The organism is Serratia sp. X3, from assembly GCF_014982455.1.
Classification (GTDB): domain Bacteria; phylum Pseudomonadota; class Gammaproteobacteria; order Enterobacterales; family Enterobacteriaceae; genus Serratia; species Serratia ureilytica.
Genome location: NZ_JADCNB010000001.1, coordinates 627257 through 642422, shown reverse-complemented (window position 1 = coordinate 642422; position 15166 = coordinate 627257). Strand labels below are relative to the sequence as shown.

Here is a 15166-nt window from a genome sequence, read left to right as displayed (position 1 = left end):
ATCTTATGGCTATCGACACCGATACCCTGCTGGCCCCGGTTGACGCGGATACGCCCTGCGGCGACAACCTGGAATACGACGCCGACTTTCTGGCCATGGCGCGCGCCGCCACCGGCAAAGCCGAACAGCAATTCGGCAGCACCATCATTCCGGAAGAAGCGCCGGATTGGGTGCAGGTCGAGCGTCTCGCAAGCTCGCTGCTGGCGCGCACCAAAGACCTGCGCGTCATGCTGTATCTCACCCGCGCCTGGACCCAGCTGCGCGGATTGCCGGGCTATGCCGACGGGCTGACGCTGATCCACCAGGCGATACTCCGCTACTGGGACGCCCTGCAGCCGCCGCTGGAGTTCGACGGCGAGGCCGACCCGCTGTTTCGCATCAACGCGCTGGCCGACCTTGGCGACAAGGCCGCGCTGGCCGCCAGCGTGCGCGCCGCGCCGCTGCTGAAAAGCGCCGCCGGTGAAATCTCGCTGCGCGATGCCGGCGCCCTGCTCGACGGCAGCAAGCAAGAGTGCCCCAACTTTCCCGGCGGCCGCGCACGGCTGCAGGATGAGCTGGCGCAACAGGATCGCCCCGAAGGCGCGCTGGTGATGCACATCGCCAACACCCTGGCCGCCATACGCAGCGAAGTCACCCGCCATCTGGGTGAAAGCGCGCTGCCGGAAATGAGCGCGCTGACCAAGGTCTTTTCGCTGGTGGCGCTTGCCGGCCAGAGCGAGGCCCCGGCCGCCACCGAAGCGGACGCCACACAGGAAACCGCCGCTGAGCAACCACCGGCCGCCGTGCAGAGCGCCTCTGCCCCACTCAACTGGCGCAGCGCGCAGATCCAGTCGCGCGACGACGCCCAGCTGATGCTGGACAAGGTGAAAAACTATTTTCGTCTTCATGAGCCAAGCCACCCGGCGCCACTGATGATCGATCGAGTACAGCGACTGATTACGCTGGACTTTATGCAAATCGTCCGCGATTTGGCGCCCGATGGGCTTAACCAACTGGAGACCATTCTCGGTCGCCCCGACAACGAGGAGAACAGCTAGCCGCCGACTTTTGTTCTCTTGACGACACCCGATACCGTCTGCCCCTGCGCAGACCCGAATCAGAACCTGACTCTCCCAGCCGGACGAGGCGCGTTCCCAATCGCCATTAGATGGAGTAAATCATGTCAAACTCGAAATCCCGCAGCGGGCAGAAATTCATCGCCCGCAACCGCGCGCCGCGCGTACAGATTGAATACGATGTCGAAATTTATGGCGCAGAGCGCAAAATCCAGCTGCCGTTCGTGATGGGCGTGATGGCGGATCTGGTGGGGAAAACAGTCGATCCGCAAGCCAGCGTGGAGGAGCGCAAGTTCATGGAAATCGACGTCGACAACTTCGACGAGCGCATGAAATCGCTGAAACCGCGCGTCGCTTATCAGGTTGACAATACCCTGACCGGCGAAGGCAAGCTGAACATCGATCTGACCTTCGAAAGCATGGAAGACTTCTCCCCCGCCGCTATCGCCCGCAAGGTCGACGCGCTGGACAATCTGCTGGACGCCCGCACCCAGCTTTCCAACCTGCTGTCCTACATGGACGGTAAAAACGGCGCCGAGGAGCTGATCTCCAAGATCCTGCAAAACCCCGCGCTGCTGAAATCCCTGACCGACGCGCCGAAGCCGGCGGTTAACGATGACAACAACGAGCGTGAGGATTAATCGATGAGCAACTCGCCTCAGCAACAGAATGCGTTGCAAACCACCGAGACTTTTTCCAGCGATGAGTTCAGCGCGCTGTTGAACAAAGAGTTCCGGCCGAAGACCGATCAGGCCAAAGAAGCGGTCGAGAACGCGGTGAAAACTCTGGCGCAGCAGGCGCTGGAAAATACCGTCACCGTCTCTTCCGACGCCTACCGCACCATCCAGGCGCTGATCGCGGAAATCGACGAAAAGCTGTCGCAGCAGATCAACCAGATCATTCACCACGACGATTTCCAGAAGCTGGAAGGCGCGTGGCACGGCCTGCACTACCTGGTCAACAACTCTGAAACCGACGAGATGCTGAAGATCCGTTTCATGAGCATTTCCAAGCAGGAGCTGGGCCGCACGCTGAAGCGTTATAAAGGCGTGGGCTGGGATCAGAGCCCGATCTTCAAGAAAATCTACGAAGAAGAGTATGGCCAGTTCGGCGGCGAGCCGTTCGGCTGCCTGGTGGGCGACTACTACTTCGATCACAGCCCGCAGGACGTGGAGCTGCTGGGCGAAATGGCCAAGATCGGCGCCGCCTCGCACTGCCCGTTCATCGCCGGCACCGCGCCAAGCGTGATGCAGATGGAGTCCTGGCAGGAGCTCTCCAACCCGCGCGATCTGACCAAGATTTTCCAGAACACCGAATACGCCGCCTGGCGCAGCCTGCGCGAATCGGAAGATGCGCGCTACCTGGGCCTGGTGATGCCGCGCTTCCTGGCGCGCCTGCCGTATGGCATCCGCACCAATCCGGTGGACGAGTTTGACTTCGAAGAAGATACCGACGGCGCGACCCACGGCAACTACACCTGGACCAACGCCGCCTACGCCATGGCCGCCAACATCAACCGTTCGTTCAAAGAGTTCGGTTGGTGCACCGCCATTCGCGGGGTGGAATCCGGCGGCGCGGTGGAGAACCTGCCGTGCCATACCTTCCCGAGCGACGACGGCGGCGTGGACATGAAATGCCCGACCGAGATCGCCATCAGCGATCGTCGCGAAGCCGAGCTGGCCAAAAACGGCTTTATGCCGCTGGTGCACCGCAAAAACTCCGACTTCGCCGCCTTTATCGGCGCGCAGTCGCTGCAGAAGCCGGCGGAATACTACGACGCCGACGCCTCCGCCAACGCCCAGCTTTCCGCGCGCCTGCCATACCTGTTCGCCTGCTGCCGCTTCGCGCACTATCTGAAGTGCATCGTGCGCGACAAAATTGGCTCCTTCCGCGAGCGCGACGACATGGAGCGCTGGCTGAACGACTGGATCATGAACTACGTGGACGGCGATCCGGCCAACTCATCGCAGGAAACCAAGTCGCGCAAACCGCTGGCCGCGGCGGAAGTGCAGGTGGAAGAGATCGAAGACAACCCGGGCTACTACAGCGCCAAGTTCTTCCTGCGCCCGCACTACCAGCTGGAAGGCCTGACCGTCTCCCTGCGCCTGGTGTCGAAGCTGCCTTCGCTGAAACAAAACGACGCGTCCTGATGGACTGAAGTCAGGCCGCGATCGCGCGGCCTGGCTGATGTATTAACCTCATCGTCAGCCTATCGCAGAAAACCCGGATCGCATGTGGAACCAAGATAACGCGAAATAATTAAGCATTGAGCCATTAGCACTTAATAGTGGCTCGGTAACCCGTACCGATAGTTTTCGGTATTTAAGAAGGTGCATGGCACAAGGATATAAATTGGTAATGCATTACCACACTTGCAATTCCTGCTGCTATTACCTGAGTTTTTCAACGTAACGTTAATACTACTGTTAACCCTTAATAAAGAGTGAAGAAACTATGGCTATTGATATGTTCCTGAAAGTTGAAGGTGCCAGCGGCGAATCCAAAGATTCGAATCACAAAGGCTGGACCGACATTACTTCTTTCTCCTGGGGCGCCTCTCAACCAGGCAATATGGGCGTTGGCGGCGGCGGTGGCGCCGGCAAAGTGTGCTTCAACGATCTGCACGTCAACGCGCTGATCGACAAGTCAACCCCGGCCTTGCTGAAACACTGCTCAAGCGGCAAACACCTGACCAAGATTGAGCTGTCGGTTTGCAAGGCGGGCGGCACCCAGGTTGAATACGCAAAAATCACCCTGGAAGACGTGCTGGTCACCGCCGTGCAGTACACCGGTGCAGGCGGCGAAGACACCGTGGGCGTCACCTACTCCTTCCAGGCGGCGAAAGTGAAACAGCAGTACTGGGAGCAGAGCGATAAAGGCGGCAAAGGCGCCGAAAGCAGCGCAGGTTGGAACATCAAGGAAAACCGCGAAGCTTAATTTGTCTGCCCCCGGCTACGGCCGGGGGTTCATAACATGGATACAATGGAGAGTCAGGATGAAAAAACCTCTATTTGGACCCGCATGGATTCGTTTTTCTGAAGTCAATATCAATGTAAAAAAAGTGGGTGCATTGATTGGTGGAAAAGTAGAAAGCAATATTGAAAACGGTATTTTTGAAAATGCTTGTCCTATACGAATGAGTTATGTACTCAACTATACAGGCATACCAATTCCCTCTAACTCCGGTTATGCGACTGTGTCTGGTAAAGATAAAAAAATGGTATCTTTATCGTGTTAACGATATGATTCTCTTTTTAGAAAAGAACTTCGGCAAGCCTGATATCACGGTGAAATCCCCTACCCCAGCTAAATTCTCAGGTAAAAAAGGGATAATGGTTATACAAGGAAATGGCTGGCGAAATGCCAGAGGACATGTCACATTATGGAACGGTGACATTTGCTCTGACTCTTGTCATTTCATGGGGGATCCTGAGAATGGATCTTTTGTTCCTGAAGTCGCATCACTTTGGATATTAAAATGAAGACTACCCACATCGCCCTTGCTCTTCTTCTCGTTTCTCCTATGTTGCTGGCGGAAGATATAAAAATAGAAAACTTACCTCAAAGCGAAATTTATGAAAATTGGCTGATTAGCCGCTGTATTGGGAAATCTACTGACTCAGAAAAAACCAAGCAAGATGCCTTCCGTTCCGCTTCCGCCTATTTAGAATTCAGTAAACTCCCCATGGATGCATTCGAACAAGGCGAAAAACTGGCTGAACAGTACGCAAATAAAAATAGTCAAGGCTCAGTTAAAGGAAGTTATCATACTTTAGATTGTCTTTCGCTGCAGAGTTCCAGTGAGGCTAAAGCCATCTTCGAACGTTACTCTAATTAATAATTAATATTGTAAGTTGCAATTTTATAAAACCATCAACTTAAGAAAATTAGAGTTTTATTAATTATTTTTACTGGGTATTCGCCATCAAGCATTGAGATACTCATGCGCTGGTTATGTATTACTCTGCACAAACCATACGGATTTTGGAGTGTTGAGATGAAAAAAATCCTTATCTCCTTTTTTTGTCTATATGCCACTTGTGCTATAGCGCAGAAAAATCAAGAAGAGTCGATTGAAAATTGGCCGCCGCAAGCGGCATACAGAAGCTATTTGCAAAACTACAAGGATATTGCTCTAACCTACTGCATTTCCGTCGCTTATAAGACATCACCAGAGGCTAGCAAAGATGCAATTGCCTCATCGAATGGTATCGATGCTTGGTCATACTATGCAATTCGTGATGAAGAATCCCCTATCATCAAGCTGACAAAGCAGTATTTGCAAAAGAATTACAATGCTAAGGATGGGAAAAGCCGCTTAGACTTAATGAAGTGCATGGATATGTACCATAGTGAAGAGCTTGATAAACTTGCGAAAGATTATGTACAGCGCCCTAATGATAATTGGGTGAAAGACAATCCGGACAGAGTAAATGAAAATCCTCCTCGGAAATAATCAGTGAAAAAAATCTCACTGACTGTGGCCATCGCCGCAACGTTGAACGTCAATGCAGCGACAGAAATTGACTATTCCCCTGCCGAGTACCTCAAAAACTACGCGCTTAGCGTTTGTATCGCCGAGGGGTACTCAGCCAAAGAAGTCAAAAACGATGCCGCCGCCGCCGCTCGGGGTTACATGGAGTTCGGCGATTATTCTCTGGAGGCGCATACCGCCGTCAGGGCGCTGGCAAAAGAATTTCTGGCAAAGCCCTATGACAGCATGTCTGGGGAGCCGATGACGATGGCCAAGTACATCGATCTTGTACATAGCCAAGCGTTACAAGCCATCATCAAGAAGTACCAAGGGAAAGACGACAACTGATAATAAATACGCATCCTTACATATAATAAATGTTAGTTTAGAAAATAGGAAAGGAATCCTGATGCAATACAAAACAAAAGCAGATCTGGATAGATCTGTCGATGAACTCAAAAAACTATCAAGAACGTTTTCACGACAGTATCTATACACCAACGAATCAAGAGCTAATTTCTCACTGGAAATAGACCAACTTATTCAGTTTGCACAAAGGGATATCAGTATACACTGCACATCCTACTCTGGAGCAATCAGTATAATTGAAGAGGAAATCAACAACCTCAAACAACAAGAATTCAACATTAATACAGGTAAAGCCAAGCTCTTTGTCGCAATAAAAAAAGAAAAAAGAGAAAGATTTTCAAACCTGGTGATGAAACAAGTTGGTTTTGTCAGCGGCGGCTCTCAGATATTTGCCGGAATCGGAACCTGTGCACTTTCTGCAGGCATGGCCTGCGGGGGCGTTGGCGTACCGTTAATGGCTCAAGGAGCAAATAATGTTTACGAAAGTGGCTATTATTTACTTTTCAGAAAAGATAAGATTGGCAGTATAAGAGAGGCATACCACTACGCGGCTAACTATCTAGGTTATAATAAAAATGAAGCTGACATCGTTTATAGTTCCGTTGACATCTCACTATCCGGGTACGGTATATTTAGCAAGTCATTAAGACCTGACTCTTGGCGGTTGTTTAAACACATAAATAGCGATTATATTATTGGATGGAAAAAGCTTGGCACGTTTCCATTAGGCGCAGAGGTTTTTTCCAATGCCATAACTGGCTATGGGATTTACAAATTAATCGATGAGGAAACAAAACAGTGATCGATGACGTCACGCTTTCCACCTACTCTTACTCATTTGTGTTTTTATACTTTTTCCTGTCAGTCTTAGTATTTGTCGGGCTTTATCACCTAAAACAAAAAACCAACAATAAAAAATCCTATTCCCTTTTTGTAATGGCTACCATAGTAAATTTATTTGCAAGCATCATCCAAGGTTTAGTATTTAACTATGGTTCTGAGATACTAGATCCAATTCTCAATATAAAATTTCAAGACTATGATGAGGTGTGGTACGCCAGTATTATATTCGCCCTTACTTACCTGTCTCAATTACCAACTAACCTCTATTACAAAAGAAAGACTAAGAATAATGCAAATAATAGCAAAGACATCACCTGACATATACAGCCTCACGTTATTACATTGAAGTTTTCGATCATATAATGCGTTAACCCCAAAAATTAGTCACTCACATTCAAAGATCTCTCTTAGGAAAGAAATTAAGTCAAACTCATCCAGTTATCTAGTTCCACTGTCTGGCCATAAGATCTAATCAGCAGGAATGCCTTATGCGATTTTCCATTGTAAAAAATAAAAGCGGCCAGGTTCCGCCGCAGAGCAGTTGCGATTTTCTGCCGCCGGGCGGCACCATCGGCCGCAGCGTGGACAACAACCTGGTGCTGCCGGACGAAGAGCGCGCCATTTCCCGCCTGCAGGCTATCGTGCACATTTCCTCTGACGGCGAATGCCGCATCACCAATCGCGGCAACGTCACCCGCGTGCTGCTTAACGATATTCCGCTGGAACGAGGCCGCCAGGTTGAACTGCAGGATGGCGACGTGCTCGGCATCGACGATTACCAGATTGAAGTCAGCGCGCTGCAACAGCACGCCGCGCCGCAGGCTCAACCGGTGGCCAAGGCCGTTGCCGCTGCTGCGGCCCCTGCAGCCGCCGCCAAAGAAAAATCCGCCGCGCCGATCCCCAACGAAATCTGGGACAGCCTGGTGGAAGAATTTACGCCGAACGCGCCGGCCGCCGTCACACCGCCGCCGATCGCCAATCCGGACAATCATCCGCTGCTGGATACCCCCGCTCGCGAGCTGAACCCGGCCGATCCGCTGGCGCAGCTGGCGGGCGATGTCGATCTGCGCCAATTGCAGCAACAGCAAACCGATCCGGCCGCCTTATTCAACACCGACTCCACTTTTGAGCGTGAGCATATCCTGGCCGATACCACCCCCAGCGCGCTGCTGGCGGAGCAGGCTGCGCCGCCGCGCCCGGCCCCCGCCGTCCAGAATGCGCAGCAACCGGAACAAGAGCTGGATCCGCTGGCGCTGTTCGGCGGCTCATCCGCGCCCGCTTCGCCAGAGACGCTGAACAGCAACGATCCGCTGGGGCTGTTGATGGGCGGCGCCGTGCCGCTGGCTCAGCCGGAAGAATCGCCACAACCGCCGTCCCCACCACCGGCGCCGATCGCCGCGCAACCGCAAGCGCCGCGCCCTCAACCGACGCCGCCGCCCGAGCAGAGACCCGAGCCGCAACCCCAACCCGCGCCGCAGTTCAGCCAGCAGGAACCGCCTGCGCAACCTCCGCGTCCGCGCCAGGGCAACCGCCTGGGCATCGATCCGGTCGCCTACCAGTCTGCCCAGCGGCAGCACGCCGCCGCGCCGAATGGCGACACCTTGGAGGGGCCGCTGCTGACGGCGCTGTTGCAAGGCATCGGTCTCGACGATCTGCAGCCGCAGCCGCATTTCGACGAACAACAGATCCGCCAGGCCGGCCGCCTGCTGAGCCTGTTCTCGCAGGGCACCGTCGCCCTGCTTTCATCCCGCTCGATCCTCAAGCGCGGCGTGAAGGCGGAGATGACCATGATCCTCGACGAGGCCAACAACCCGTTCAAGCTGCTGCCTTCGGGCAAAACGGTGCTGATGCAGATGTTCGGCAGCCAGATGCCGGGCTTTATGCCGCCGGAGCAGGCGGTGCGCGACGCGCTGATAGACCTACAGGCGCACCAACTGGGGATGATCGCCGGCATTCGCGCCATCATCGCCGCCATGCTGCAATCCTTCAACCCGGAGCGCCTCGAAGAGGAAGCGCGCAAGGAAGGCGTGGCGCCGCGTCTGTCGCTGCCCGCCAACCGCAAGGCCGCGCTGTGGGACTACTTTGTGAAGAACTATCAGCAAACCTCCGGCGAGATCGAGGACGATTTCCACACCCTGTTCGGCGAAGCCTTCCTGCACGCCTATGACGTTGAAGTGAATCAATACAAAGACTCACAGACCAAACCGGACGCGTAATGAATATCACCATAGCCTCTACCTCCAATCAGGGCGGCCGCGCCTCCAACCAGGATCAGACCGGCGAGGTGCTCGGCAACCGCGCCGCCTGCTTCGTGGTGTGCGACGGCATCGCCGGTTTTCCGGGCGGCGATATCGCCGCCAAACTGGCGCGCGACACCATTTTGCAAAACTTCGACGGCGAAAAGCACCTGAACGCCCAGAGCATTCGTCAGCACATTACGCGCGCCAATGCCGCCATCCACCAGCAGCAGCGGCAGTCGGACGAATACAGCAAGATGGGCACCACGCTGGTCAGTCTGTTTATCGATCGCGATTACCAGCTGGCCTATTGGGCGCACGCCGGCGACAGCCGCCTGTACCTGTTCCGCCGCGGCTACCTGCATGCCGTCACCACCGACCACAGCCTGATCCAACAGATGCAGGACGCCGGCTATCAGACCAACGGCATCAACAGCAACCTGCTGTATTTCGCGCTGGGGCTCAACGAAGAGCGCGACGCCACCTACAGCGACGTGCTGCAGTTGGAAGACGGCGACGTTTTCCTGCTGTGCACCGACGGCTTCTGGCACAGCTTCAGCCAGGCCGAACTGGAACAGTCGCTGCACATGGTCAACTCCCCCAGCGAGTGGATCGCCCTGATGCAGCAGGCATGGAAGAAAAACAATAACAGCGATAACTACAGCGCTATCGCCGTCTGGATTGGCTCACCGCAGGAAACCACCCTGCTGCATTCGCTGGCGGATGCGGAACGGTTTCTCATCCGCGACTGAGTCGGCGCACATTCACAGCAAGGTTCACTATGAAATACTGGATGCCGGGGCTCGTCGCCCTGATGGCGGTACCGACCGCGCAGGCGATGAACTATCGCCTGGTTTACTCCCCCAGCCAGAAGCTGGAAGTGTTTATCGATGACGTCAAGAACAGCAATCCGGAAAGCTGGTGCGGCAAAAGCATCCCACTGCGCATCGTCTCGGCGCAAGGCAAAGATCCGGCCGTGTTGAACGACTTCCTGCCCCGCGTCGGCAATCTGCTGGAAAAGCAGTGCCCAAAAGCCGGTCATCTGCCCTGGACGCTGACCGACAAGCGCGGTGAGAAGCTGGCGACCGGCGAAGCCGCCAAAGCGCGCGGCTGGAAACCGGTGGTCAAGCAAGAGACCGCCGAGCAGCCGCAAACCCCGCCGCCGCCGACCATTCCTGCGGCGGTGGCCGTCACCTCTGCGCAGGCGGACACCGCGCCGCCACAGCGTTTCAGCCTGCCGCAGGGCTGCCACTTCCGCACCTTCTGGGGTGACGACGCCACCGGCGGCGCGCTGTTCATTCCCGCCGGCGAGGCGCTGCGCTGCGGCGAGGACGGCTGGCTGCAAGGCAGCGGCGCGGTCACGCTGCAACACGGCGGGCAAACCCTCTCGCCGACGCTGTGGTTCCTGCAAGGTTACCCGCTGGCGAAGATCAACGGCGGCGATCGTGCGCTGACCGTCGTCAGCGCCAACGCCCAACGGCTCATTTTGGGCGGCAACCCGCAGGCGCCGGGCAGCTTCCTGCTGCTGACCTTCGAACCGCAGTTGCACGCCTGGGCGTTCAACGGTGAAGCGATCGTTGAAATGCCGCGTGTCGACGCCGCCGACGAGACCAAGATCACACAGCGCGTGCAGCAGGCGCAAACCGCCTGGCAGCCGCTGCTGAGCGCCTCCGCCCCGCTGACCTTCAAGCTGGTGGAACAGTTGGCCGCAGACCGGGTCGATCCCGCCAGCGGCAGCTACCTGTCGGTCAACGGCGCCACTCACTGATTATAAGGAAAGCCTGTGAAATCATTAGCAAGCATGCTGCAAGGCCAGTCGATCGCCGCGGCCATCACCGCCGTCGAAAACGATATCAAGGCGAAACCGGCGGATGCCGACCTGCGCGCCGCGCTGGTGCAACTGCTGTGTCTGAGCGGCAACTGGACGCGCGCCAACGCGCAGTTGAAATCCTGGCAGGCGCTGAAACCGATCGCCCAACCAACCACCTTGCTGCTGATGCAGTCGGTCAACGCCGAGTTGCAACGCCAGGCGGTATTTGCCGGCACGGCCGCGCCGACGCTGCTGCGGCAGGCGCATCCCTGGCTGAAACTGATGGTGCAGGCGCTGCATCAGGATGCGCAAGGGGCAGCCGAGCAGGCCCAGACGCTGCGCGATGAGGCGCTGGAGGCCGCCCCGGCCGGCGCCGGGCGGTTAATGCTGGCCGAAGGCGACCAAGAGCGGCAACTGAGTTTCGACTGGCTGACCGACGGTGACGGCCGCCTCGGGCCGGTGTGCGAGCTGGCGCTCAACGGCGTTTACTACTGGGTGCCGTTTGCCGACATCGCCGCGATCCAGTTCCAGGCGCCGCAGAGCGCCATCGATCTGGTGTGGAGCCATGCGCTGGTGCGCCTGACCGACGGCCGCGAACAGGTATGCCAACTGCCCGCCCGTTACCCGCTGCCCGAAGACAGCGACGACGCGCTGCTGCTCGGCAAACGCACCGAATGGCAACCGCTGGGCGACGGCGCCCACTATGCGGGGCTGGGCCTGAAGACCTGGCTCAGCGAAAGCGACGAATTCCCGCTGCACAGCCTGCGGCAGTTGAGCTTCGACACGAGCGCCTGACCATGAACGACAAGCGCCCACCCCACTATGACGGCGGCGATCTGCGCCGCCAGGGCTATCGCTATCGTCAGGACAGCGATAGCCTGACTTCACGCGACAAAATGCAGCCGGTGCTGCTCGACATGCTGACCGACGACGAACCGCAGAAAAAGCAGGAGGCGCAGGTGCGCAACCTGGTGTCGCACAGCGAGCTGCGCCGCCGGGTATTGCGCGATTTGCAGTGGCTGTTCAACTGCGTCAACAGCGAATCCAATCTGGATCTCGGCGATTTTCCGCAGGTGCGGCGTTCCACCCTGAATTACGGCATCGCCTCGCTGGCGGGCAAGCGCATGTCGGACATCGAATGGCTCGACATTCAGCGCGCGCTGACCGATTCCATCCTCCATTTCGAGCCGCGCATTCTGCCCGACGGGCTGCAGGTGCGCTGCATTTCGGACACCGGCTCGCTGGAGCTGCACAACGTGCTGTCGATCGAAATCAAGGGCCGCCTGTGGTGCGTGCCCTATCCGCTGGAGTTTCTGTTCCGTACCGACGTGGATCTGGAAAACGGCCACTTCGATCTGAAAGACATAGGGTAAGGCGATGGACAGTAAACTGTTAGATTATTACAACCGCGAGCTGGCCTATCTGCGTGAGATGGGCGCCGAGTTCGCCGAACAGTACCCGAAGGTCGCGGGCCGTCTCGGCATGCGCGGCATCGACGTAGCGGACCCTTATATCGAGCGTCTGATGGAGGGCTTCGCCTTCCTCACCTCGCGTGTGCAGCTGAAAATGGACGCCGAGTTCCCGCGCTTTTCTCAGCGCTTGCTGGAGATCATCTACCCCAACTACCTGTCGCCGACGCCGTCGATGGCGATCGCCGAGCTGCAGCCGGACAGCAGTAAAGGCGATATCAGCAACGGCTTCGTGGTGCCGCGCGGCACCATGATGGACAGCCAGACGCTGAAGAAAAGCGGCATCACCTGCAGTTACACCACGGCGCATGACGTCACGCTGCAGCCGGTGCGCATCGCCGGCGTCGAGCTGGGCGGCATTCCGGCCGATATTCCGCTGGCCTCGCTGGGGCTGCAGCACAGCGGCTGCGTCAGCGCGCTGCGCATTCGGCTCGAGTGCTACGAAAGCGTGACGCTCAACAACCTGCAGCTGGACCAATTGATGTTTTACCTGGCCGGGCCGGACATGCAGGCGCAGCAGCTGCTGGAGTTGCTGATGCAGCACAGCGTCGGGCTTGTCTGCCAAACGGTGGAAGCGCAGCCGCAGCGGCGGGCGCTGGCGTTGGACGGGCTGCGACAGGAAGGCTTCGCCGCCGATCAGGCGCTGCTGCCCAACGACCTGCGCAACTTCGAAGGCTACCGGCTGCTGCAAGAATATTTCGCCTTCCCGGCGCGCTTCCAGTTCTTCAGCGTCAACGGCCTGCGCCCGCTGCTGCAAAGCGTGCGCGAAGGGAAAAAGGCGCTGCGCCAGTTCGAAATCGTGGTGCTGCTCGATAGGCACGATGCCGCGCTGGAACGAGTGGTCGACGTTGCCCATTTGGCGCTGCACTGCACGCCGGTGATCAACCTGTTCCCGAAAGTGGCCGAACGCATCGCGATCAACGAAAAGAACCACGAATACCATCTGGTGGTCGATAATATCCGGCCGCTGGATTACGAAGTGTTTTCGGTGCAGCGGCTCGGCGGCAGCGCCAGCGAAAAACGCTACGAGCAAGAGTTTCGGCCGTTTTACAGCACCCTGAGCGCGGACGACGGCAACTATGGCGCCTACTTCTCGCTGCGGCGCGAACAGCGCACCCTGTCGGAACACGCCCGCCGCTACGGCACCCGCACCGGCTATGCCGGTTCGGAAGTGTTCGTATCGCTGGTGGACGAACGGCAGTCGCCGTGGCACAGCGATCTGAAATACCTCACCGCCGACGTGCTGTGCACCAGCCGCGACCTGCCGTTGATGCTGTTGCAGCAGGATCAGGGCAATTTTGTGATGCCCGATTCAATCCCGATCAAGCAGGTCTCGCTGCGCAAAGGCCCTACGCCGCCGCGTCCGGCGCTGGCCGAAGGCATGATCACCTGGCGGTTGATCAGTCAGCTGCAGCTGAATTACCTCAGCATGATGGACGGCGATCCGGAACAGGGCGCCGCCAGCCTGCGCCAGCTGCTGGGGCTGTACGGCAACCTGAGCGAGCCGGCGATCGCCAAACAGATCCAGGGCGTGCGCCACTGCAACCTGCGGCCGGTCTATCGGCGAGTGCCTGAACCCGGCCCCATCGTGTTCGCGCGCGGCATCGCCATCGATCTGACGGTCGATGAGCAGGCGTTCTCCGGCAACAGCCCTTACCTGCTCGGCAGCGTGCTGGAGCGCCTGTTCTCGCGCCTGGTGGCGATGAACACCTTCACCGAGATGACGCTCTCCAGCCAGCAGCGCGGCGAGATCGCCCACTGGCAGGCGCGCATGGGCAAAAGGACGCTGATATGAACGCGGAGATGATCGCCACCGAACTGGCGCCGCCGCAGATCAACGCGCTGTATCGCCTGCCGGACGACTTCTGGCCGCGGCTGCGCAGCGCGCCTTACAAGCACGATCTGTTTCAACTGCTGCGGCGCATCGACGCCCAGGGCGGCCAACCCTACCTGCTGGGGCGCGCGCCGCTGCCGCGCCACGAGATGCTGCGCCTGGGCCAGGAACCTTCGCTGTCGTTCGCGCCGTCCACGCTGGCGCAGGTGACGCCGCGCGCCAACAGCCCGCTGCACGACGTTTCGATCTTCAGTTTCGGCCTGTTCGGCCCCAACGGGCCGCTACCGCTGCACCTGACCGAATACGTGCGCGAACGGGTGTATCACCATCAGGACACCACCCTGCTGGCGTTCACCAATCTGTTCCATCACCGGCTGACGCTGCTGTTTTACCGCGCCTGGGCCGACGCGCAACCGACGGTATCGCTGGATCGCCCGGACAACCGGCGCTTCGACGAGTACCTGTCGAGCCTGATCGGCCTCGGCCAGCCGGCGCAGCAAGAGCGCGACAGCATCAACGCCCACGCCAAGCATTTTATGGCCGGTCATCTGATTCGCCACAGCCGCGATCCGGAAGGCCTGAGCAAGATTTTGCAGCAGTATTTCAAGGTGCCGGTGCGCATCGTCGAAAACGTGCCGCACTGGCTGCGGGTGGATCCGCGCGAACAGGCGCGGCTCAAGGCCGGGCGCGGTGCGCCGCGGCTCGGCGAGTCGGCCTTTCTCGGCATCGCGGTGCGGGATATCCAGCACAAGTTCCGCATCGAGCTGGGGCCGATGCCGCAGCAGGACTATGACCGCTTCCTGCCCGGCGCCGAGCTGTGCCGGCAACTGCGCGACTGGGTGCGCCAATACCTGGGCATCGAGTTCGTCTGGGAAGTGCGCCTGATCCTGGCGAAGGAACAGGCGCACGGCATCCAGCTCGGCGGCACGCAGCGCTTGGGCCTGAGCAGTTGGCTGGCCGACTATCGGCGACAGCGCGATCTCGACGATCTGATCTTCAGCCCTGAACCGCTGGAAAACCCGTTCTGACCCTATTTCGGCCGACGCCCGGCGGCGTCAGGCCACTCTGAGACCTG

General features: G+C 57.9%; 15 protein-coding genes and 1 pseudogene. All 16 read left to right on the top strand.

The annotated features are described in order from the left end of the window. Window positions 1–5: 5 nt before the first annotated feature. The 16 genes and pseudogenes from tssA (at window position 6) to tssG (ending at window position 15119) form a co-directional block, all read left to right on the top strand. Complete coding sequence (gene tssA, locus IMX17_RS02995; protein ID WP_033643554.1) at window positions 6–1037, top strand: type VI secretion system protein TssA; 1032 nt, start codon at window positions 6–8, stop codon at window positions 1035–1037. Window positions 1038–1159: 122 nt separating this feature from the next. After that, window positions 1160–1696, top strand: coding sequence for a type VI secretion system contractile sheath small subunit (gene tssB / locus IMX17_RS02990; RefSeq protein ID WP_046896570.1), 537 nt, complete (start codon window positions 1160–1162; stop codon window positions 1694–1696). Window positions 1697–1699: 3 nt separating this feature from the next. Beyond that, window positions 1700–3205: a type VI secretion system contractile sheath large subunit gene (tssC, locus tag IMX17_RS02985; protein ID WP_004934958.1), complete on the top strand. Its 1506-nt coding sequence runs from the start codon at window positions 1700–1702 to the stop codon at window positions 3203–3205. A gap of 304 nt (window positions 3206–3509) precedes the next feature. Further along, window positions 3510–3992, top strand: a complete 483-nt coding sequence (locus IMX17_RS02980; protein WP_004934962.1) for a type VI secretion system tube protein Hcp — start codon at window positions 3510–3512, stop codon at window positions 3990–3992. Between the two features lie 58 nt (window positions 3993–4050). Continuing rightward, window positions 4051–4537, top strand: a pseudogene (locus IMX17_RS02975) (type VI secretion system amidase effector protein Tae4). After that, window positions 4534–4893 (top strand): T6SS amidase immunity protein Tai4 family protein, encoded by a 360-nt coding sequence (locus IMX17_RS02970; protein WP_033643555.1) that lies wholly within the window; start codon window positions 4534–4536, stop codon window positions 4891–4893. The pseudogene IMX17_RS02975 and the gene IMX17_RS02970 overlap by 4 nt, the downstream one beginning before the upstream one ends. A gap of 159 nt (window positions 4894–5052) precedes the next feature. Continuing rightward, complete coding sequence (locus IMX17_RS02965; RefSeq protein WP_031299756.1) at window positions 5053–5511, top strand: T6SS amidase immunity protein Tai4 family protein; 459 nt, start codon at window positions 5053–5055, stop codon at window positions 5509–5511. A 12-nt stretch (window positions 5512–5523) separates the two neighbouring features. Then, the gene (locus IMX17_RS02960) at window positions 5524–5877 is read left to right on the top strand and encodes a T6SS amidase immunity protein Tai4 family protein (protein ID WP_046896722.1); all 354 of its coding nucleotides are present in this window, start codon (window positions 5524–5526) and stop codon (window positions 5875–5877) included. A gap of 61 nt (window positions 5878–5938) precedes the next feature. After that, window positions 5939–6700, top strand: a complete 762-nt coding sequence (locus IMX17_RS02955) for a DUF4225 domain-containing protein (protein ID WP_182264255.1) — start codon at window positions 5939–5941, stop codon at window positions 6698–6700. Window positions 6701–7229: 529 nt separating this feature from the next. Beyond that, a complete protein-coding gene (gene tagH / locus IMX17_RS02950; RefSeq protein ID WP_182264254.1) occupies window positions 7230–8957 on the top strand; it encodes a type VI secretion system-associated FHA domain protein TagH in 1728 nt (575 codons plus the stop codon). Next, window positions 8957–9730 carry a PP2C family serine/threonine-protein phosphatase gene (locus tag IMX17_RS02945; RefSeq protein ID WP_033643559.1) on the top strand — a complete coding sequence of 258 codons (774 nt, stop codon included), beginning with the start codon at window positions 8957–8959 and terminating at the stop codon, window positions 9728–9730. The genes tagH and IMX17_RS02945 overlap by 1 nt, the downstream gene beginning before the upstream one ends. Before the next feature lie 29 nt (window positions 9731–9759). After that, window positions 9760–10746 carry a type VI secretion system-associated protein gene (locus tag IMX17_RS02940; RefSeq protein WP_193549320.1) on the top strand — a complete coding sequence of 329 codons (987 nt, stop codon included), beginning with the start codon at window positions 9760–9762 and terminating at the stop codon, window positions 10744–10746. Between the two features lie 15 nt (window positions 10747–10761). After that, window positions 10762–11583, top strand: coding sequence for a type VI secretion system accessory protein TagJ (locus IMX17_RS02935; RefSeq protein WP_342157657.1), 822 nt, complete (start codon window positions 10762–10764; stop codon window positions 11581–11583). 2 nt (window positions 11584–11585) lie between these two features. Next, entirely contained in the window at window positions 11586–12161 is a 576-nt protein-coding gene (locus tag IMX17_RS02930; RefSeq protein WP_046896565.1) for a type VI secretion system baseplate subunit TssE, read from the top strand. Window positions 12162–12165: 4 nt separating this feature from the next. Then, entirely contained in the window at window positions 12166–14052 is a 1887-nt protein-coding gene (tssF, locus tag IMX17_RS02925) for a type VI secretion system baseplate subunit TssF (RefSeq protein WP_033643563.1), read from the top strand. Beyond that, window positions 14049–15119 (top strand): type VI secretion system baseplate subunit TssG, encoded by a 1071-nt coding sequence (gene tssG / locus IMX17_RS02920; protein ID WP_046896563.1) that lies wholly within the window; start codon window positions 14049–14051, stop codon window positions 15117–15119. Before tssF ends, tssG begins: the two co-directional genes overlap by 4 nt. The last annotated feature ends 47 nt before the right edge of the window (window positions 15120–15166 follow it).

Bases quoted from the DNA above. Each gene is read 5' to 3' on its own strand.
- tssF (WP_033643563.1), top strand. From the start codon at position 12,166: ATGGACAGTAAACTGTTAGATTATTACAACCGCGAGCTGGCCTATCTG.
- tssA (WP_033643554.1), top strand. From the start codon at position 6: ATGGCTATCGACACCGATACCCTGCTGGCCCCGGTTGACGCGGATACG.
- tssC (WP_004934958.1), top strand. From the start codon at position 1,700: ATGAGCAACTCGCCTCAGCAACAGAATGCGTTGCAAACCACCGAGACT.
- tssG (WP_046896563.1), top strand. From the start codon at position 14,049: ATGAACGCGGAGATGATCGCCACCGAACTGGCGCCGCCGCAGATCAAC.
- IMX17_RS02940 (WP_193549320.1), top strand. From the start codon at position 9,760: ATGAAATACTGGATGCCGGGGCTCGTCGCCCTGATGGCGGTACCGACC.
- tagH (WP_182264254.1), top strand. From the start codon at position 7,230: ATGCGATTTTCCATTGTAAAAAATAAAAGCGGCCAGGTTCCGCCGCAG.
- IMX17_RS02970 (WP_033643555.1), top strand. From the start codon at position 4,534: ATGAAGACTACCCACATCGCCCTTGCTCTTCTTCTCGTTTCTCCTATG.
- IMX17_RS02965 (WP_031299756.1), top strand. From the start codon at position 5,053: ATGAAAAAAATCCTTATCTCCTTTTTTTGTCTATATGCCACTTGTGCT.
- IMX17_RS02955 (WP_182264255.1), top strand. From the start codon at position 5,939: ATGCAATACAAAACAAAAGCAGATCTGGATAGATCTGTCGATGAACTC.
- tssB (WP_046896570.1), top strand. From the start codon at position 1,160: ATGTCAAACTCGAAATCCCGCAGCGGGCAGAAATTCATCGCCCGCAAC.
- IMX17_RS02945 (WP_033643559.1), top strand. From the start codon at position 8,957: ATGAATATCACCATAGCCTCTACCTCCAATCAGGGCGGCCGCGCCTCC.
- IMX17_RS02980 (WP_004934962.1), top strand. From the start codon at position 3,510: ATGGCTATTGATATGTTCCTGAAAGTTGAAGGTGCCAGCGGCGAATCC.
- IMX17_RS02930 (WP_046896565.1), top strand. From the start codon at position 11,586: ATGAACGACAAGCGCCCACCCCACTATGACGGCGGCGATCTGCGCCGC.